The sequence below is a fragment of the Selenomonas sp. FOBRC9 genome (assembly GCF_000287655.1).
In the GTDB taxonomy this organism is placed as follows: Bacteria; Bacillota; Negativicutes; order Selenomonadales; family Selenomonadaceae; genus Centipeda; species Centipeda artemidis.
The window spans coordinates 1-17,800 of record NZ_ALJR01000003.1 but is presented as its reverse complement, the minus strand read 5'-3'; the positions used below and the strand labels follow the sequence as shown (position 1 = coordinate 17,800).

The following is a 17,800-nucleotide window of genomic DNA, read 5'->3' as shown; positions in this document are numbered from 1 at the left end:
AGAAAAAAAGACGTGACGCATCGGTATGGATGCAGCACGCCTTTTTAGGTTAGGATGCTTACGCCTCTGCGCGCGTCGTTTGGAACTGGGAGACAACGAACCCGACGAGTGCGCCGACGATCGCGGGGCAGACCCAGCCCATCGTGATGTCGTAGAACGGCAGATGCGCTGCGAGCAGCGCGTCGAGCGCCGTGCTGCTGATGCCTGCGACGCGCAGACCGTCGATGACGGAGAAGACGAGCGTGAATCCGACGGCGTATTGGTAGATCGCCTTGTGCCGCCCGGTATAGAAGTCAAACAGTGAGATGATGACAAAGACGATGACGAGCGGATAGATGGCAATGAGGAAGGGGATCGTGATGGCGATGATCTGCGTCAGACCGATGTTCGAGATCGCAAAGCTGACGAGGTTGAAGAGGAGGAGCAGACGTTCATAGGTGATGCGTCCGTCAAAGAGTCGATTGAAGTACATCGCTGCGCTCGAATTGATGCCGCAGGTGGTCGTCAGACAAGCGAGGCCGATGATGACGGCGAGGAGCAGATTGCCGCCCGTACCGAAGAAGATGCCGACGGCATTAGACAGCAGCTGACCGCCGTTCTCCGAGTGACCGAGGACGGCGGTGCTCGTCGCACCGAGGTAGGCGAGTGAGCCGTAGACAGCAGTCATGAGGATGACTGTCATGAGACCTGAGCACAGGCACGTCAGTCCGATGGCATGGCTGTCGGTGACCCCGCGCAGCCGGATGGCATTCGCTACGAGTGCGCCGATGCCGATGGAGGCGAGCAGATCCATGGTCTGATAGCCGTCCTGAAAGCCCTGCGCGAACGGCGCATCAATATAATTGCCTGTTGCAGGAAGAATGTCGCCGAGCGGCATTTGGAATGCGCGGACGAATAGGATCAGGAGGACGATGAGGAGTGCGGGCGTGAGGATTTTGCCGACACGGTCGACGATCTTGCTCGGCGTCAACGCGAGATAATGCGCCGCCGAGAAAAAGATCGCCGTATAGATGAGCTGGCCGAGCGCGATGTTGTCCGCGCTGAGGAAGGGACGAATGCCGATTTCAAATGAAACCGCGCCCGAACGCGGCATCGCAAAGAGCGGTCCGATGATGAGATAGAGAAGGACGAGGAGTGCGGCAGCGAACCACGGCGAGGTGCGTTTGCGAAAGAGGGGGGCATAGTCGCCGCCGCAGAGTGCGATCGCCGTGATGCCGAGCAGCGGCAGACCGATGCCCGTTGTCATGAATCCGAGCATCGCAACGAACGTATTCTCGCCGGCGGCCTGACCAAGTACAGGCGCGAAGATGAGATTGCCCGCACCGAAGTAGATCGAGAACATCATCAATCCGAACGTAATCAGATCTTTTTTTGTCAGAGGGTGTATACTGAGTCCCCTCATAGAACATTTCTCCTTTGTATGTGAAGTGTGCGTCTTCGCCGATACCATGCGGCAAAAAAGCAGGTAAACTGCATTATTGCAGACTTGGCGCCTCATGTCAAATCAATCTGCAACATTATGGCAGTATTTTCAAAAAATATTTTCTTTCCGGCGCAAAAACCTGTCGGTTCATACCGTATTTTTATGGAGGGAACGCGCAAATATAGATGCGGTGTATTTTGGGGTTGACAGGGGCGGGGATTGTGGCTATAATAACCCATGTCGCGTATCGCGGCGTGAAGCATCATGCGGAAGTAGCTCAGTGGTAGAGCACCACCTTGCCAAGGTGGGGGTCGCGAGTTCGAGCCTCGTTTTCCGCTCCATGATTCGGCGACATAGCCAAGTGGTAAGGCCGAGGTCTGCAAAACCTTTATCCCCAGTTCGATTCTGGGTGTCGCCTCCAATATGAAACGCGGTCCGGAAGAGTTCTTCCGGACTTTTTTACTATCTGTGTTAGGGTGAACGAAACGAATGTCCACAGGTCGCTATAAGATACTCGTCTACGGCTGCCAAATGAATATTGCCGATGCTGAACGCATGGAGGGGCAGCTCCAATCGGTCGGCTACACGCGGACGGAGGAGACGGCGGATGCCGATGTGATCCTCATCAACACCTGCTGCGTGCGCGAGTCGGCGGAGGACAAGGTCTACGGCAAAATCGGCGAGATCAAAAAGCTCAAGGAGCGCAATCCGTACCTCATCTTCGGCATTGCAGGCTGCATGGCGCAAAAAGAGGGCGACAACCTTATGCAGCGTGCACCGCACATTGATTTTGTGCTCGGCACGGGCAAGGTGCAGGAGCTGACGCGCATCATCGCGGAGATCCGCGCGGAGCACTCGCCCGTCGTCGATACGGTCATCGGTAATACGATCGCGGAGAATCTGCCCATCGCGCGCGGGGGAAAATTCTCGGCATGGGTGCCGATCATGTACGGATGCAATAATTTCTGCACGTTCTGCATCGTTCCCTATGTGCGCGGGCGCGAGCGCAGCCGCACGCCTGAGGACGTGGTGGCGGAGGTGCGCCGCGCGGTCGCGGAGGGATATACCGAGGTGACGCTCCTCGGGCAGAATGTCAATTCGTATGGAAAGGATCACAAGGCGGCGGATTTCGCCGACCTCCTCCGGATGGTGGACGAGGTAGAGGGCATCCGCCGCGTGCGGTTTATGACCTCGCACCCGAAGGACATCAGCGATAAGCTCATCGACACCATTAGAAACGGACGGCATCTCTGCGAGCACATCCACCTCCCTGTGCAGTACGGCAGCAACCGCATTCTCAAGGCGATGAACCGCGTCTACACAGTGGAGTCCTACCGCGAGCGCGTTCGCCGCGTGCGCGAGGCGCTGCCCGAGGCGAGCCTGACGACCGATCTCATCGTGGGGTTCCCGGGGGAGACGGAGGAGGACTTCGCCGCGACGCTCGATTTCCTCCGCGAGATCCGCTATGACTCGGCGTATACCTTCCTCTACTCGAAGCGCTCCGGTACGCCCGCCGCGCGCATGGAGGATCAGGTGCCGGACGATGTGAAGCACGCGCGCCTGAATCTCCTCATGGAGGAGCAAAATAAGATCAGCCGCGACATTAACGAAAAACTCGCGGGCACGGAGCTGGAGGTTATGGTGGAGGGCGAGAGCAAGAACGATCCCGCCGTGTGGAGCGGGCGCACGCGCACGAACAAGATCGTGCTCTTTCCGCATGGGACGGAGCAGGCGGGCGACTTCGTCCATGTCCGCATCGACCGCGCTCAAACGTGGGTGTTGAAGGGCGAAATCTGTTGACCTCGCCGTAATATGCACATAGAATATATAGTACGGTTCGATGTGCGGTGTCGTACCGTCTCTGTGTGGAATGCACAAATCATGCGTGCCGAACCTCGCGGTCAGTCGCAACAAACGATGCGCGTGTTACATTGAAAACTATTATTAACATATAAGGAGGATCGCCGTGGAGCCACAGAATATCACACCGATGATGCAGCAATATCTCTCTGCAAAGAAGGCGCATCCGGGCGAACTGCTCTTTTTCCGCCTCGGCGATTTCTACGAAATGTTCTTCGACGACGCAAAGATTGCGGCAAAGGAACTCGGGCTGACGCTCACGAGCCGCAGCGGCGACCTCGACAAGAACCCCATGTGCGGCGTCCCTTATCACGCCGCGGACAGCTACATCGCGCGGCTCGTGGCAAAGGGATTCAAGGTCGCCATCGCCGAGCAGATCGGCGATCCGAAGGCAAAGGGGCTGACCCCGCGCGAGGTGGTCAAGGTCGTAACGCCCGGCACCGCTCTCCTCGGCGAGGAGCTCAAGGACGCTGCCAACGTCTACATCGTCCTTATCCATGAGACGGCACCGGGGTGCTATGCACTCGCGGGGGCGGACATCTCGACGGGCGAGTGCTTCTACGCTGCCTATACGGGGGACGCCGCCGTGCAGCAGATACAGGACGAGCTGTACCGGCGGACGGCGGCGGAGCTTCTCTTTACCGAACCGCTATCCGTCGCGGACGATGTGCGCACCTTTGCCGTACAGAGGCTGCCGCACTGTGCAATTACCGTTGTTGCACCGGACGCCGATGACGAACTGCTTGCGCGCCATTTCCCGCCCGAGGAGATTCCCGCGGACGCGGGCGCGCGCACGGCGATTGCCGCGCTCCTGCGCTATCTGCACGCGACGGTGATGGCGGATCTCTCGCAGATCAACCGCCTCTCGTTCCTCGATGCGGCGGCGGGAATGCAGCTCGACACCTACACACTGCGCAACCTCGAAATCACGCGCAGTCTGCGCGACGGCGGCAAGAAGCATACGCTCTTCGACGTACTCGACTTCACGCGCACGCCGATGGGGACGCGTCTCTTAAAGTCGTGGCTCGAGCACCCGCTGCTCGCACCGCACCGCATCGATGCGCGTCTCGACGCGGTGGCGGAGCTCGTGAGCGCGTCGTCCCTGCGCGCCAAACTGCGGGAGCTCCTGCGCTCGATCTACGACTTTGAGCGCCTGCTCACGCGCATCGAAACGCAGGCCGCGAATGCGCGCGACCTCGTCGCCCTGCGCGTGTCGCTCGCGGCGCTCCCGGGCGTGCGTGCGGCGCTCTCGGGGGCAAAGAGCCGCCTGCTGACGCGTGCGGCAGAGGGGATAGAGACCTTTGACGACCTGCGTGAACTGCTTATGGCGGCGATCGTCGACGAGCCGGGACTCTCCGTGCGCGACGGCGGCATTATCCGCATGGGATACAGTGACGAGCTTGACGAGCTGCATCGCTTTTCACACGACAGCAAGTCGCTCCTGCAGGAGATGGAGGAGCGCGAGCGGGATCGCACGGGCATCAAGACGCTTAAAATCGGCTACAACAAGGTGTTCGGCTACTACATCGAGGTGCGCCACAGCGGCAGCGACCGCGTACCTGCGGACTACATTCGGAAACAAACCCTCGCGAATGCGGAGCGGTTCATCACCGAGGAACTCAAAGAGTTCGAGACGAAGATCCTCAGCGCGCAGGAGAAGATCGTTGCGCTCGAGTACAGCCTTTTCGCAGAGCTGCGCGATCGGGTCAAGGAGCGGCTTGTTCCCATTCAGAACGTCGCCCGCATGATCGCGCGCGTGGACGTCCTTCAAAGCATGGCGGAGGCGGCGGCATCGTACCGCTATGTGCGCCCCGTGATCCGCCCCGCATCGGACGGCGAGATCATCATCAAGGACGGGCGGCACCCCCTCGTGGAGCGTCTGCTCGAACGCGATCTCTTCGTGCCGAACGACACGCACCTCAGTCACGGCGGGACGGAGACGATGCTCATCACGGGGCCGAACATGGCGGGCAAATCCACCTACATGCGGCAGGTCGCGCTCCTCACGCTCATGGCACAGGTCGGCAGCTTTGTCCCCGCACGGTCGGCGGAGATCGCGCCCGTCGACCGCATCTTTACGCGCATCGGGGCGAGCGACGACCTCGTGAGCGGGCAGAGCACGTTCATGGTCGAGATGAACGAGGTCGCGCAGATTCTGCGCGAGGCGACGCGGGACAGCCTCGTCATTCTCGACGAGATCGGGCGCGGCACGAGCACATTCGACGGCATGAGCATCGCGCGTGCCGTCGTGGAGCACATCGACACGCGCATCCATGCAAAGACGCTCTTTGCAACGCATTACCACGAGCTGACCGAGATGGCAAATGAGCGCATCCGCAACTACTGCATCGCCGTGAGGGAAAAGGGGCGCGGCGTCGTGTTCCTGCGCCGCATCGTCGCGGGCGCGGCAGACAAATCATACGGCATCCACGTCGCACGGCTCGCGGGACTCCCACCAAAGGTCACGGAGCGCGCTGAGGAGATTCTGGGCACGCTTGAGGCGTGCGCCGTCACGCAGCGCGCCGCAGCCGCGGCGGGGCAGCCGGAGACGGATACGCCGACAGTACCCGAGGAGCCGGGCATGGCGTCCCTTTTTGCGGGCGGTACGCTCGAGGAGCTGCGCGGGCTAGACGTGATGACCATGACGCCGCTCGAAGCGATGAACACGCTCTATCGTCTGCAGGAGCAGGCACGGAAGGAGGCGGGAGAGAGATGACACGGATTCATGTCCTCGACGATACGACCATCAACAAGATCGCGGCGGGTGAGGTCGTCGAGCGTCCCGCCTCCGTGGTGAAAGAACTCGTGGAGAACGCCATCGACGCGGGCGCGACCGCCATAGAGATAGAGATCATGGGCGGCGGCACGAGCTTTATCCGCGTCACGGACAACGGGCGCGGCATGGAACGCCCCGATGCCGAGACCGCGATCCTGCGCCATGCGACGAGCAAGATTTCGACCGTCGCGGATTTGCAGACCGTCGGCACGCTCGGATTTCGCGGCGAAGCGCTTCCGACGATCGCGTCCGTGTCGCGCTTTTCCCTCATTACACGCACGGCGGATGCCGACCTCGGGACGCGCGTCGAGATCCTTGGCGGCAAGACGACCGAGATCGAGGATGCGGGCTGCGACGTCGGGACGACCGTGCGCGTGGAGGATCTGTTCTTTAACACACCCGCGCGGAAAAAATTTCTCAAGATGGATCGCACGGAAGCGGGCAAAATCAGCGACTATGTGATCATGCTCGCACTCTCGCGTCCCGACATCGCGTTCCGGTTCGTCAACAACAACCGCCTCACACTCATGACGGCGGGCGACGACAGCCTGCGCCGCGCGATCGAGAGCATCTACGGCGGTGACGCCGCGGGGGCACTCATCCCGCTCGATTTTACGGACGAGACGGGGGACATCCGCATCACGGGCTATATCTCGAAACCCTCCATGATCCGCAGCAGCCGCGCGTGGCAGACCTACATCGTCAATGGGCGCACGATCCAAAACCGCGCGATCGCCAAGGCAATCGACAACGTATACCGTGCCCTCGTGCCGAAGATGGGCTTCCCGCTTGCCGTGCTGCGCATCGAGGTGCCGCAGCGCACGATTGACGTGAACGTGCACCCGCAGAAAACGGAGATGAAATTCGAGGACGAGGGGCGCATCTTTAAGGCGGTCTACAAGACCGTCGAGGGCGCCGTGCGCGGTGCGGCGGGCGAAACGGCATCGATTGCCGCCGCCGTCGAAAAGCCGAAATTTCACTATGAATCCATGCCGCTACGGATGCCCGCCACACCGCCCCCTGCGTCCGTACCGCACACTTACGCACCGACCGCGATGCCCGCGCAGACCGTTCACGAGGCGGCACAGCGCGCGGCGAGCGCTGACCTGCGCAGCGTACAGGATATTGTCGGCAGAGCGCGCAGTGAGGAACGTGCCGCGCTGATGGCGGAGGAATCCCCGGGCGCGTACCGCGCGGAACCTGCGCCCGCGGGGACGATCGAGAGCGGGCTCATCCCCATCGGACAGGTCGATCTCACCTACATCGTTGCGCAGAGCACACGCGCACTCTACATCATCGACCAGCACGCCGCGCACGAGCGCATCCTCTTTGACCGGTTTTGTGCGCTTGCGGAGGGGATTCCCTCGCAGCAGATGCTCGTGCACGCGATTCTCTCCTTTGACGCGCGCGAGACGCAATATATTGAAGAGAACGCGGAGCTCTTTTCCCGGCTCGGCTTTCGGATGGAACCTGCGGGCGATCGCGCGTACCGCCTGACCGAGTCGCCCGCCGACGTGCCGACGGACGAGGCGGAGGACGTCATTCGAGAGATCCTTGTCTCCCTCGGCGAGCTGCACGCCGCGACACCCGCTCAGCTTAGGCAGGCGGGACTTGCGACCATGGCGTGCCGCGCCGCGATCAAGGCGGGCGAGGAGCTGAGTTTTCGCCAAATGGAGATTTTGCTCGAAGAACTCCGCACGACGCCGTTCCCCTTCACCTGCCCGCACGGACGCCCGACGATCCTCACATTCGATACGACCGACCTCGCGAAGATGTTCAAACGCACGGGGTTCAACCTATGACGGCGCACGTCGACGCCGTTGTGACGACCGTGCGGCGGGGATATCGATATACCGAGGCGAATCGGCGGCTCGCGGCGGAGACGGCGGAGCAGCTCGGCATCCCAAACGTGCCGCGCGGGAGCGACTCGCTCGGTGATCTGCGCGCCCGCTACGGCGTCGGAAACGTCCTCGTCGCGCGAAACGGGCGGCTCACCCTCGACACCGCGTCGGGGGAATTATTTTTTCATCCCGGGATGTCGCATCTGCGCATCAAGAACCTCGTGCGCGGGCAGGGAGATCACCTCGTCGACGCGCTTGACCTGCGCGCGGGGATGCATGTGCTCGACTGCACGCTCGGCACGGGCGCGGATGCTATTGTAGAGAGCTATGCCGTCGGCGAGACGGGGCGCGTCACCGCACTCGAATCGAGTCCCCTCATCGCCGCCGTCATCGGCGACGGACTCGCCCACGCCACCGGGGACAACTATGACATGCACGCCGCTATGCGCCGTATCACCGTCCACGCCGCAGATGCACTGACCTATCTGAGGGAACAGCAGGACAATAGTTATGACGTCGTTTACTTCGACCCCATGTTCCGCCGCCCCCTGCATGAGAGCGCGGGCATGAACGCCCTGCGCGCGCGTGCCGACATGCGCGCCCTCGCACCCGAAACCGTCGTCGAGGCGCGCCGCGTCGCGCGCCGCCGTGTCGTTATGAAGGAGCGTAGGGAGAGCGGAGAGTTTGAGCGGCTGGGATTTTTTGAAGTTGTGGGAGGGAAGTATAGCCGAGTTTCCTACGGCGTAATGAAGTGACAGCTTCTAGCTATGCATCTATACACACAAGAGAGATAATTCCGCTCACTTCGATCAAGGGGTTCCTAGAGGAAGTGACTCTATATAAAGGGGGATCTTATGGATTTTCAGCGGATTTTAGCTGTTGGTGATATTCATGGCGATATACAGCGGCTGCGTGAGCTGTGGAAGAAAATAGATTTTGATGATACGCGGGATTTGCTTGTTTTTCTAGGAGACTATATTGACCGCGGTCCAAAACCCCTTGATGTACTGACCTTCGTGCAAAGGCTTACCGAACGTTATGAGAATGTCTATGCATTGCTTGGTAATCACGAAGCGATGATGCTGCACTATTTGACTCAGAATGGGCGAGACGGATTTGATCCGACAGATATATGGCTTTCAAATGGTGGGGGAACGACCTATCACCAACTCCGTACGATGCGGGAAGAGCCTGCAGAACAACTCATCCAATTTGTGAAATCACTTCCTCTCTATTTTCGTACCTTCTATGAAGAACAGCGCATCCTCTTTGTCCATGCGGGCATTAATCCTGCGCAGAAAAAACAGAGGACCCGCGATCTCCTCTGGATACGCGATTCGTTTTATGAAAACTACCGCGGCAAAGAGCTTGTCGTCGTCGGACATACTCCCACACAGTCCATGCCGCACGGCGGTAATGTGCCGCTTTTTCTCCCCAATAATATCATCGCCTGCGACACGGGGAGCTTTCTCCCCGGCGGACGCATCAGCTGTGTCGATGTCCGGCGGTATCTCAATCTCTGCGCACGCGGGGAAGCACCGTCCGCCGAGGAACTTGCTTCTTGTTATGTGCAGAGCAGTATGCTCAGAGTTGTAAGATAAAAACACAGGAAAAACGGCCGTACGAATGCATTTTGTGCTTTCGTACGGCCGTTTTTTGCGATCCCACTAATCCCGCAGCAGCATGAGATGTTCGGCGGGGAGGCGGAACGGGACGATGACGCCGAGGCTCAGCGGGTGCTCCGCCCAAATGGGTTTGTCCACTTCCCAGCGGATGCTCTTCATGTCCGAGGCGAATCGGAGCATGACGATGTAGGAGAATGTGCTCTCGATGATCTCGGTGACGGCGGCGGGGAATGTGTTCTCCGCGCCGGTTTCGGCGATGCTCATATGGTGCGCGCGGATGGCGACGGATCGGATGTCCTCTAGGTGATCTGCGGCCTCCTGCGGTACGGCGAGCGTGATGCCCCAGTCGGTCGCCGTGACGTGCGTTTCGTCCACGCGGCGGGCGGCAGAGATGTTCTTGCAGCCCGTGAGCGTGGTCGCGGCACGCGTGCTCGGATTCCGAAAGAGTTCGTGTTTGTCCATCGGTGGCGTAAGTTGTCCGCGGTCGACGGTTGCGATCTCGCGTGCGATGCGGAATGCCTCGTCACGGTCGTGGGTGACGAGGATTGCCGAGATGTCCTGCATGGCGAGGATCTCGCGCAGTGCCGTTTCGATCTGCCACTTGAGATGGGTGTCGAGAGCGGAGAGCGGCTCATCGAGGAGCAGCACGTCCGCGCCGCGTGCGAGAATGCGTGCAAAGGCGACGCGCTGCTGCTGTCCGCCCGAGAGCCCCGCAGGATAGGCATGCTCCAGCCCGTCGAGGGAGAAGCGTGCGACGTTTTCGGCAAAGACGCGCTCCTTTTCTTCCCGCGAACCATCGAGTGCGAAGATGATGTTCTCCCGCACGGTCATGTTCGGAAAGAGGGCGTAGTTCTGAAAGAGGTAGCCGACGCTGCGTGCCTGCGGCGGGAGGTTGATGTCCTTCGCACTGTCGTAGAGAGTGCGTCCGTTGAGCACGATCTGTCCGCGATCGGGCCGCTCGAGCCCCGCGATGCACTTGAGCGTCATGCTCTTGCCGCTGCCCGATGCGCCGAGGAGGACGAGGGTCGTGTCCGTGAGGGTAAAGTCCGCTGCAAGCGTGAAGTCACGCAGGCGTTTTTCGATGTTGACGATCAGCTCCATCAGCGCACCTCGCTCTTGAGATAGAGGTTCATGGCGCCGATAAAGACGAGTGAAAAGAGCGAGATGACGATCGCCCAGCGAAACGCGAGGTCGTAGTCGTTTGCCTGCACCGCCGCGTAGATCGCGGTCGACATCGTCTGCGTGTGCCGCGGGATGTTGCCGGCGAACATGATGGTCGCGCCGAACTCGCCGAGCGCACGGGCAAACGAGAGGACAAGCCCCGCGAGGATGCCGTGGCGCGCGTTCGGCAGGACGATGCGCCAAAAGATGCGCCAATTGCTGGCGCTGAGCGTTTGTGCCGCGTGGATCATGTTCCGGTCGATCGCTTCGAACGCGCCGCGCGCCGTGCGGTACATGAGCGGCAGGCTCACGATGACCGCCGCGATGACCGCCGCGCGCCATGTAAAGACGAGCGGCAAGTCAAGCGAGAGGAGGAAACTCCCGATGGCGCTGCGCTTTCCGAGAAAGAGCAGGAGGAAGAATCCGACGACGGTCGGCGGCAGGACGAGCGGGAGCGTGATGATCGCGTCGGCGGCGGTGCTCACAAAGCGGCTGCGAATCTGCAGAACGCCCCATGCGAGCGCGATGCCGACGAAGAATGTGATCACGGTCGCAAGTCCCGAGACCTGAAGCGATATGATGAGCGGTGAGAGCGTTTCGTCCGTCATTATTTCACGGTAAAGCCGTATTTCTTAAAGACTTCCTTCGCTGCATCCGATTGAATGAATGTGAGGAATTCTTTCGCGGCTTCCATATGCGGCGCATCCTTGAGGACGGCGGCAGGGTAGACGATGGGCTTATGCGTGTCGGCGGGGGCGACGGCGGCGACCTTTACCTTATCGGAGACGGCTGCATCCGTTGCGTAGACGACGCCGCAGTCCGCGTCGCCCGTCTCGACCCATGCGAGCACCTGACGGACGTCGGAGCCGTAGACGGCACGCTCTTTGACCTGATCGAGGATGCCGAGCTTCGTAAAGACCTCTTCGCTGTACTGTCCGACGGGGACGCCCTTCGGCTCGCCGAGCGCGATGTGCTTGACCGCGGGATCGAGCACTGCCTTAAAGTCGGGCAGGTTCAGCTTGCTGTCCTTCGCCGTGATGAGGACGACGTCGTTGATGAGGAGGTCGACGCGCGTGCCGCCCTCGAGGAGCTTCTTCTCATCGAGCGCGTTCATCTGCTTTTGTGCGGCGGAGACGAATACGTCGGCGGCGCCGCCGTTTTCGATCGCCTGCTGGAGGGCGCCGCTGCTGCCGAAGTTATAGACGAGCTTCACGTTCGCGTGATCTTTCTCGTACATCGTGGCGAGTTCCTTCATCGCGTCCGTGAGGCTCGCCGCGGCTGAGACCTGCAGCTCGACGTTTTCGGCGGCCTTTTTCGGCGCGTCGGCCGCCTTGTCGCCGCCGCAGCCTGCGGCGAGCAGTGCCGTCGAAGCGACGGCGACGGTCAGCATTTTCTTGATGTTCAGTTTCATTTGGTATGCTCCTTTACAAAAATAGGCAGGCATGGCGGTTTCCCCCCATACCCCGTGACGCGCGTGCGTCAGGCAGGCGCTCGTAGCCGTGCCGTAGAGCCGTCCTGCTCGGAGTTCCCCGTGGGGACTGTGGTCAGCGGATGAATGTGCCGCTCTTGCCGCCGGACTTGCGTTCGAGGCGGATGTCCGTGATCTCCATGCGCTTGTCGATCGCCTTGCACATGTCGTAGACGGTCAGCAGCGCGACGCTGACGGCGTGCAGGGCTTCCATCTCGACGCCCGTTTCGCCCGTGACCTTGACGGTCGCGGCGGCGCGGACGATCGGCTGCGGATCGCGCGTGAGCGTGAAGTCGACGGTGCATTTCGAGATGGGCAGCGGGTGGCAGAGCGGGATCGTGTCCGATGTGTGCTTTGCCGCCATGATGCCCGCGATGCGCGCGACGCCGAGGACGTCGCCCTTTGCCGCCGTGCCGTCCTCGATGGCGGCGTAGACCGCCTCGCTCACGCGGATGATGCCCGTCGCGAGGGCTTCGCGGTGCGTCGTTTCCTTGCCGCTCACGTCGACCATGACGGCGGCGCCGTGCTCGTCGAAATGCGTTAGATTCGGCATGATGCTCCTCCTTTCCGTTCTAATGTGTTCATCATATCCTAGTGGTGGGAGAAAATCAATGCCTTTTGTCACTTTCATGGAAAAGAAACACTGTGAGAGCCCGCTCAGAGGCAAAATTATTCTAGTTATTTTGCACGGTTGCTGTGAAAAAAGTCATAGAGAAAATTTATTTGATGTGCTATAATCAATAAAAAGAATGTATAAGTGAGAATGAGTTTTAACTAGATATTAATTTGAAACGAGTCGCTCTAGATTCGTTCGAACTGTGTATTATATTGCGGCATTTGTGCGAATAGGGGCGCGCGGATGCCGGCACCGACGGAACGGGGGGAGACTATGCGTGAGGTGCGTGTGCAGGATGCGGTCGGTATGACGCTTTGCCATGACATTACCGAGATTGTGCGCGGCAGGACGAAGGGCGCGCGGTTCCGCAAGGGCGATGTGATCCGGCTGGACGACATTCCCGTGCTCCTGCGGCTGGGCAAGGAGCATCTCTATGTGTGGGAAGAGAACGAGCGGATGCTGCACGAGAACGATGCGGCGGCGATCCTGCGCGATCTTTGTCAAAACGAGCACATGACGGCGAGCGAGCCGAAAGAGGGCAAGATCGAGCTGAAGGCGACGGTCGACGGCGTTTTTGAGCTCGACGAGGAGCGTCTTGACGCGGTGAACGACATCGACGACGTGATGATCGCGACGATCGCGCAGCATTACCCGGTGAAGGCGGGGGCAAAGCTCGCAGGGATGCGCGTCATCCCTCTTGTGATTGAAAAAGGAATTATGGAACAGGTACGCGTTGCGGCGGGCAATGAGCCGCTGCTGCGCCTTTTGCCATACAGAAAAATGAAAGTCGGCGTCGTGACGACAGGCTCCGAGGTGTTCCATGGGCGCATCAAGGATACGTTTACGCCCGTGCTTGACAGTAAGCTGCGCGCGTTCGGGCTGCGTGTGGACGAGCACCGTCTCTCGGACGACGGAACGGAGCACACGCGCGCGGCGATCGCGGAGCTGCTCGACATGGGGATGGACATGGTGCTCTGCACGGGCGGCATGAGCGTCGATCCCGACGACCGCACGCCCGCCGCGATCAAGGCGACGGGCGCGCGCATCGTGACCTACGGCGCACCCGTACTCCCGGGCGCGATGTTCATGCTCTCGTATTATGAAAAAGAGGGGCGGCAGGTGCCCATCATGGGACTGCCGGGCTGCGTGATGTACTCGCCCGCGACCATCTTTGACATCGTACTGCCGCGCGTTGTGGCAGGGAGCGAGTGGACGCGGCGTCAGATTCGCCGGCTCGGCATCGGCGGGCTGTGCATGGAGTGCAAGGTCTGTCACTATCCCGTCTGTCCGTTTGGAAAGTAGGCGCTGCAATGGAACTTTTGGAACTCGAGCACGCCGTTGAGGTGCTGCTCTCGTATGTAAAGACACCGCAGACCGAGCGTGTGCCGCTCATGGAGGCGGCGGGACGCACGGCGGCGGAGGACGTCTATGCGGCGATCTCCAATCCGCCGTTCGACCGCTCGCCGCTCGACGGCTATACCTTTGCCGCGGCGTGCGTCGCGGGGGCGACGGCGGAGCGCCCTGTGCGTCTGCGCGTCGTGGGCGAGGAGTGTGCGGGCGAGTTCTACGCGGGCACGGTCGGTGCGGGCGAGACTGTCCGCATCATGACGGGCGGCGCGATTCCTGCGGGCTGTGACTGCGTGATCCGACAGGAGGATGTAACGGAGGACGGGGACGCGATTCTCGTGCCGTTCCCCCTGCGCGCGCATGAGAATTACTGCGACGCGGGCGAGGATGTGCGCGCAGGCACGCATATTATTCGGAAGGGACAGACGCTCCGCGCGGCGGATCTCGCGGTGCTCGCAAGCCAAGGGCATACGGAGGCGGCGGTCTATCGCCGTCCGCGTGTGGCGGTGGCGAGCACGGGCGACGAGCTCCTGCCGCCGGGAGAAGCACTGCGCCCCGGGAAAATTTACAACAGCAATCTCTTCCTCATCGCGGCGCGGCTGAAGGAACTCGGGCTCGATCCGGTCGTGCTCGGCATCCTGCCAGACGACGTGGAGGAGGCGGCGCGCGAAATCGCGGCGCACGCGGAGGGGATCGATCTGTTCCTCACGACGGGGGGCGTCTCCGTCGGCAAGAAGGACATCATGCACGGTGTCGTGCCGGCGATGGGGGCGGAGCGCATCTTTTGGCGGGTCAATATGAAACCGGGCGCGCCCGCGATCGCCTACACGCGCGGGGATATGCTCGGCATCGCGCTCTCGGGCAACCCGTTCGCGGCATACGCGACGTTCGAGCTGCTCGCGCGTCCCGTACTCGCGCGGATGCAGGGGTGCGACGAGGTGCAGCTGCGCCGCACGCGGGCAAAACTCGCCGACGCGTTCCCGAAGGAATGCCTCGGACGCAGATTTCTGCGCGCGCGCATGGGAGACGACGGACTTGTCTATTTGCCCGACCAGTATGAGTCGGGCACACTCTACTCTGCGGCGAGCTGCGACGCGTTCGTCGACGTGCCGGAGGGAACACCGCCGCTCGCCGTCGGGACGACGGTGGACGTCGTGCTCCTTTGAGCTTAGATATAGGGGATTATTATGCGGGATCAATTTGAACGCAAAATTGAATATCTGCGCATCTCCGTGACGGACTGCTGCAATCTGCGCTGCCGCTACTGTATGCCCGCGCACGGGGTGAAAAAACTCGCGCATGAGGACATCCTCTCCTACGAGGAGATTCTGCGCGACGTGCGCGCGCTCGCGGCGCTCGGCATCCGCAAGGTGCGCCTGACGGGCGGTGAACCGCTTGTGCGGCGCGACATTGTGACGCTCGTGCGGGGCTTAAAGGAAATCCCCGGCATCGAGACGGTCGCGGTGACGACGAACGGCGTGCTCCTCGGCACGATGCTGGACGACCTCGTCGCGGCGGGTCTCGACGCGGTGAACCTCAGTCTCGACACACTCGACGGGGAGAAGTTCTTCTCCATTACGCGGCGTCCGCTGTTCGGCAGTGTGATGGAATCGCTCGAACGGCTCGCGGCGGAGCGGCGCATTACGGTGAAACTCAACTGCGTGCCGATCGCGGGCGTCAACGACGACGAGATCCCCGCGCTCGCGGCGATTGCGCGCGACCACGCGGTGAGCGTCCGCTTCATCGAGCTGATGCCGATCGGCTGTGCGCGTACGGCGGGCTACCGCGGCGTGCCGATGGACGAGGTGCGGGCGCGGTTGAGATCCGCGTTCGGCGCGCTCCTCCCCGTGGGAGACGGCGCACACGGCGCGCACGCCGTGCCGACGGGACCCGCCGCCTATGTGCGTCCCGCGGGATTTGCGGGGAGCATCGGCTTCATCGACGCGATGGAGCATAAATTTTGCAGTACGTGCAACCGCGTGCGGCTGACGGCGGAGGGATTCCTAAAGCTCTGCCTTTACAGCAGCGCGGGGCTGGACACCCGCGCGCTCCTGCGCGGCGGGGTGTCGGACGAGCGGCTTGCGGCGGCGGTCAGAAACGCCGTTTGGCAAAAACCGGAAGAACATTATTTTGAAAACGACACGGCGTCGCGCGATCGGCGCGCCATGTATCAGGTGGGAGGTTAATATGGGCAAAATCCGAGCGCTGTGCATCAGTGAGAAGCGCGGCACGCAGAAACACGCGCTCGACCGCGTGTTCTTCGTCACGGAACACGGCATGGACGGCGACGCGCACGCGGGGGACTGGCACCGTCAGGTGAGCCTCCTCGGACTCGGCGAGATCGACGATTTCCGGGCGCGCGGGGCGGACGTGGACTTCGGCGCGTTCGGGGAGAACCTCGTCGCCGAGGGATTCCGGTTCAAGGAACTGCCGATCGGGACGCGTCTGCGCGTGGGCGACGTATTCCTTGAGATCACGCAGATCGGCAAGGAGTGCCATAGCCACTGCCAAATATTTCATCAGGTCGGGGACTGCATTATGCCGCGCGAGGGCGTCTTTGCGCGCGTCCTGCACGGCGGCTGGGTGACGGTTGGCGACGAGCTTGAGCTGACGACGGAGAAGATTCCGCTCGATGCGGCGGTACTCACCGCGAGCGACAAGGGAGCGCGCGGCGAGCGCGAGGATAAGAGCGGCGCCGCCATTCGCGAGATGCTGACCGCGGCGGGATACACGGTCGCGGGGCACGGCATTGTGCCGGATGAAAAGGAAGAGATCGCGCGCGAACTCACGCTCTGGTCGGAGCGCGGCGTCGCACTCGTTCTCACGACGGGCGGCACGGGATTCTCCGTGCGCGACGTGACGCCCGAGGCGACGCGTTCGGTGATCGAGCGCGAGACGCCCGGCATCCCCGAGGCGATGCGTGCGCTCTCTATGCAGATCACGCACCGCGCGATGCTCACGCGCGCGGCGGCGGGCATCCGCAAACGCACGCTCATCGTCAACCTGCCCGGCAGTGAGAAGGCGGTGCGCGAATGCCTCGGATTCATCCTGCCGGAGCTGCGGCACGGCATTGAGATCCTGCGCGGCGATACGGGCGAGTGTGCGCGATGAATCTCTCCGAGATCACGCTCATTGTCGCCGCGGGCGGCAGAAGCACGCGCATGGGACGAGACAAGCGATTCCTCGATCTCGCGGGCGAGTCCCTGCTCGCACGGACGCTCCGCAAGGGGCGCGCGGCGGGATTCCGTGAGATCATCCTCGCGGCGGAGGGGGAGACGGAGGAACTGCGCGCAGCTGCGGCACGGTTCGGTGCGCGGCTTGCGGTTGACGAACGCCCCGCGCAGGGGCCTGCCGCAGCGATTGCGGCGGGGCTTGCGGCGGCGTCGTCAGCATGGGCGCTCATCCTCTCGGGCGATATGCCTTTTTACGATTTTGACCTCGTGCGCGCGCTTCTCCCGGAGGCGCGCGGAGAGCGGCAGGTCGTGCTCCCCACGCTGCTCGGCTATTGGCAGCCGCTCGCCGCGCTCTACCGAAAGGAAGCGGGCGCGGCATTCGCCGCGGGGATCGCGCGCGGCGACCGCAAACTCGGCATCATCCTGAGAGAGCTTGCGGTCAAGGAAGTGCTGCTCACGGTCGACGCGGGGCTGTTCTTCAACGTGAACACCCCCGCCGCCTATCGGCTC

15 protein-coding genes, 2 tRNA genes and 1 riboswitch are annotated in these 17,800 nt (G+C 61.8%); of the genes, 12 read left to right on the top strand and 5 right to left on the bottom strand.

Features of this window, described 5'->3' with window-relative positions; all coding sequences use genetic code 11:
* Positions 1–58: 58 nt before the first annotated feature.
* On the bottom strand, positions 59–1,402 hold the full coding sequence (gene brnQ, locus HMPREF1147_RS00590) for a branched-chain amino acid transport system II carrier protein (RefSeq protein WP_009657428.1): 1,344 nt from the start codon (positions 1,400–1,402) through the stop codon (positions 59–61).
* Between the two features lie 287 nt (positions 1,403–1,689).
* On the opposite strand from brnQ, the gene HMPREF1147_RS00585 reads away from it, so the two are divergent.
* From HMPREF1147_RS00585 to HMPREF1147_RS00555, 7 genes are all read left to right on the top strand, one after another.
* Positions 1,690–1,764: transfer RNA gene (locus HMPREF1147_RS00585), tRNA-Gly, on the top strand.
* Positions 1,765–1,770: 6 nt separating this feature from the next.
* Positions 1,771–1,844 (top strand) — tRNA-Cys (locus HMPREF1147_RS00580).
* 68 nt (positions 1,845–1,912) lie between these two features.
* Complete coding sequence (gene miaB, locus HMPREF1147_RS00575; RefSeq protein ID WP_009657254.1) at positions 1,913–3,223, top strand: tRNA (N6-isopentenyl adenosine(37)-C2)-methylthiotransferase MiaB; 1,311 nt, start codon at positions 1,913–1,915, stop codon at positions 3,221–3,223.
* Positions 3,224–3,389: 166 nt separating this feature from the next.
* Positions 3,390–5,999 carry a DNA mismatch repair protein MutS gene (gene mutS / locus HMPREF1147_RS00570; protein WP_009657414.1) on the top strand — a complete coding sequence of 870 codons (2,610 nt, stop codon included), beginning with the start codon at positions 3,390–3,392 and terminating at the stop codon, positions 5,997–5,999.
* Positions 5,996–7,861, top strand: coding sequence for a DNA mismatch repair endonuclease MutL (gene mutL, locus HMPREF1147_RS00565; protein WP_009657291.1), 1,866 nt, complete (start codon positions 5,996–5,998; stop codon positions 7,859–7,861). The genes mutS and mutL overlap by 4 nt, the downstream gene beginning before the upstream one ends.
* On the top strand, positions 7,858–8,655 hold the full coding sequence (locus tag HMPREF1147_RS00560) for a class I SAM-dependent methyltransferase (protein WP_009657390.1): 798 nt from the start codon (positions 7,858–7,860) through the stop codon (positions 8,653–8,655). The genes mutL and HMPREF1147_RS00560 overlap by 4 nt, the downstream gene beginning before the upstream one ends.
* A 99-nt stretch (positions 8,656–8,754) precedes the next feature.
* Positions 8,755–9,501: a metallophosphoesterase family protein gene (locus tag HMPREF1147_RS00555; RefSeq protein WP_009657281.1), complete on the top strand. Its 747-nt coding sequence runs from the start codon at positions 8,755–8,757 to the stop codon at positions 9,499–9,501.
* 66 nt (positions 9,502–9,567) lie between these two features.
* Here the strand turns inward: HMPREF1147_RS00555 and HMPREF1147_RS00550 are convergent, their stop codons facing one another.
* From HMPREF1147_RS00550 to moaC, 4 genes are all read right to left on the bottom strand, one after another.
* Positions 9,568–10,626 (bottom strand): sulfate/molybdate ABC transporter ATP-binding protein, encoded by a 1,059-nt coding sequence (locus tag HMPREF1147_RS00550; protein ID WP_009657380.1) that lies wholly within the window; start codon positions 10,624–10,626, stop codon positions 9,568–9,570.
* Positions 10,626–11,294: a molybdate ABC transporter permease subunit gene (gene modB, locus HMPREF1147_RS00545; protein ID WP_009657328.1), complete on the bottom strand. Its 669-nt coding sequence runs from the start codon at positions 11,292–11,294 to the stop codon at positions 10,626–10,628. The genes HMPREF1147_RS00550 and modB overlap by 1 nt, the downstream gene beginning before the upstream one ends.
* A complete protein-coding gene (gene modA, locus HMPREF1147_RS00540) occupies positions 11,294–12,097 on the bottom strand; it encodes a molybdate ABC transporter substrate-binding protein (RefSeq protein ID WP_009657384.1) in 804 nt (267 codons plus the stop codon). The genes modB and modA overlap by 1 nt, the downstream gene beginning before the upstream one ends.
* A riboswitch (molybdenum cofactor riboswitch) is annotated at positions 12,094–12,219 on the bottom strand. It overlaps the preceding gene by 4 nt.
* An 11-nt stretch (positions 12,220–12,230) precedes the next feature.
* On the bottom strand, positions 12,231–12,707 hold the full coding sequence (gene moaC / locus HMPREF1147_RS00535) for a cyclic pyranopterin monophosphate synthase MoaC (RefSeq protein ID WP_009657306.1): 477 nt from the start codon (positions 12,705–12,707) through the stop codon (positions 12,231–12,233).
* Positions 12,708–13,043: 336 nt separating this feature from the next.
* Between moaC and HMPREF1147_RS00530 the strand changes: the two genes are divergently transcribed.
* From HMPREF1147_RS00530 to HMPREF1147_RS00510, 5 genes are all read left to right on the top strand, one after another.
* A complete protein-coding gene (locus tag HMPREF1147_RS00530; RefSeq protein ID WP_009657402.1) occupies positions 13,044–14,072 on the top strand; it encodes a molybdopterin-binding protein in 1,029 nt (342 codons plus the stop codon).
* 8 nt (positions 14,073–14,080) lie between these two features.
* Positions 14,081–15,283 (top strand): gephyrin-like molybdotransferase Glp, encoded by a 1,203-nt coding sequence (gene glp, locus HMPREF1147_RS00525; RefSeq protein ID WP_009657353.1) that lies wholly within the window; start codon positions 14,081–14,083, stop codon positions 15,281–15,283.
* Positions 15,284–15,304: 21 nt separating this feature from the next.
* Positions 15,305–16,303, top strand: coding sequence for a GTP 3',8-cyclase MoaA (gene moaA, locus HMPREF1147_RS00520; protein ID WP_009657425.1), 999 nt, complete (start codon positions 15,305–15,307; stop codon positions 16,301–16,303).
* A gap of 1 nt (position 16,304) precedes the next feature.
* Positions 16,305–17,228 carry an MOSC domain-containing protein gene (locus HMPREF1147_RS00515; RefSeq protein WP_009657320.1) on the top strand — a complete coding sequence of 308 codons (924 nt, stop codon included), beginning with the start codon at positions 16,305–16,307 and terminating at the stop codon, positions 17,226–17,228.
* Positions 17,225–17,800 (top strand): molybdenum cofactor guanylyltransferase (locus tag HMPREF1147_RS00510; protein ID WP_009657399.1); only part of this gene is annotated, 576 nt, incomplete at its 3' end. The genes HMPREF1147_RS00515 and HMPREF1147_RS00510, both read left to right, overlap by 4 nt.

Excerpts from the sequence above, each read along its gene's own strand:
- brnQ (WP_009657428.1), bottom strand. The coding sequence starts at position 1,402 with ATGAGGGGACTCAGTATACACCCTCTGACAAAAAAAGATCTGATTACG.
- miaB (WP_009657254.1), top strand. The coding sequence starts at position 1,913 with ATGTCCACAGGTCGCTATAAGATACTCGTCTACGGCTGCCAAATGAAT.
- mutL (WP_009657291.1), top strand. The coding sequence starts at position 5,996 with ATGACACGGATTCATGTCCTCGACGATACGACCATCAACAAGATCGCG.
- HMPREF1147_RS00560 (WP_009657390.1), top strand. The coding sequence starts at position 7,858 with ATGACGGCGCACGTCGACGCCGTTGTGACGACCGTGCGGCGGGGATAT.
- HMPREF1147_RS00555 (WP_009657281.1), top strand. The coding sequence starts at position 8,755 with ATGGATTTTCAGCGGATTTTAGCTGTTGGTGATATTCATGGCGATATA.
- HMPREF1147_RS00550 (WP_009657380.1), bottom strand. The coding sequence starts at position 10,626 with ATGGAGCTGATCGTCAACATCGAAAAACGCCTGCGTGACTTCACGCTT.
- modB (WP_009657328.1), bottom strand. The coding sequence starts at position 11,294 with ATGACGGACGAAACGCTCTCACCGCTCATCATATCGCTTCAGGTCTCG.
- modA (WP_009657384.1), bottom strand. The coding sequence starts at position 12,097 with ATGAAACTGAACATCAAGAAAATGCTGACCGTCGCCGTCGCTTCGACG.
- moaC (WP_009657306.1), bottom strand. The coding sequence starts at position 12,707 with ATGCCGAATCTAACGCATTTCGACGAGCACGGCGCCGCCGTCATGGTC.
- HMPREF1147_RS00530 (WP_009657402.1), top strand. The coding sequence starts at position 13,044 with ATGCGTGAGGTGCGTGTGCAGGATGCGGTCGGTATGACGCTTTGCCAT.
- glp (WP_009657353.1), top strand. The coding sequence starts at position 14,081 with ATGGAACTTTTGGAACTCGAGCACGCCGTTGAGGTGCTGCTCTCGTAT.
- moaA (WP_009657425.1), top strand. The coding sequence starts at position 15,305 with ATGCGGGATCAATTTGAACGCAAAATTGAATATCTGCGCATCTCCGTG.
- HMPREF1147_RS00515 (WP_009657320.1), top strand. The coding sequence starts at position 16,305 with ATGGGCAAAATCCGAGCGCTGTGCATCAGTGAGAAGCGCGGCACGCAG.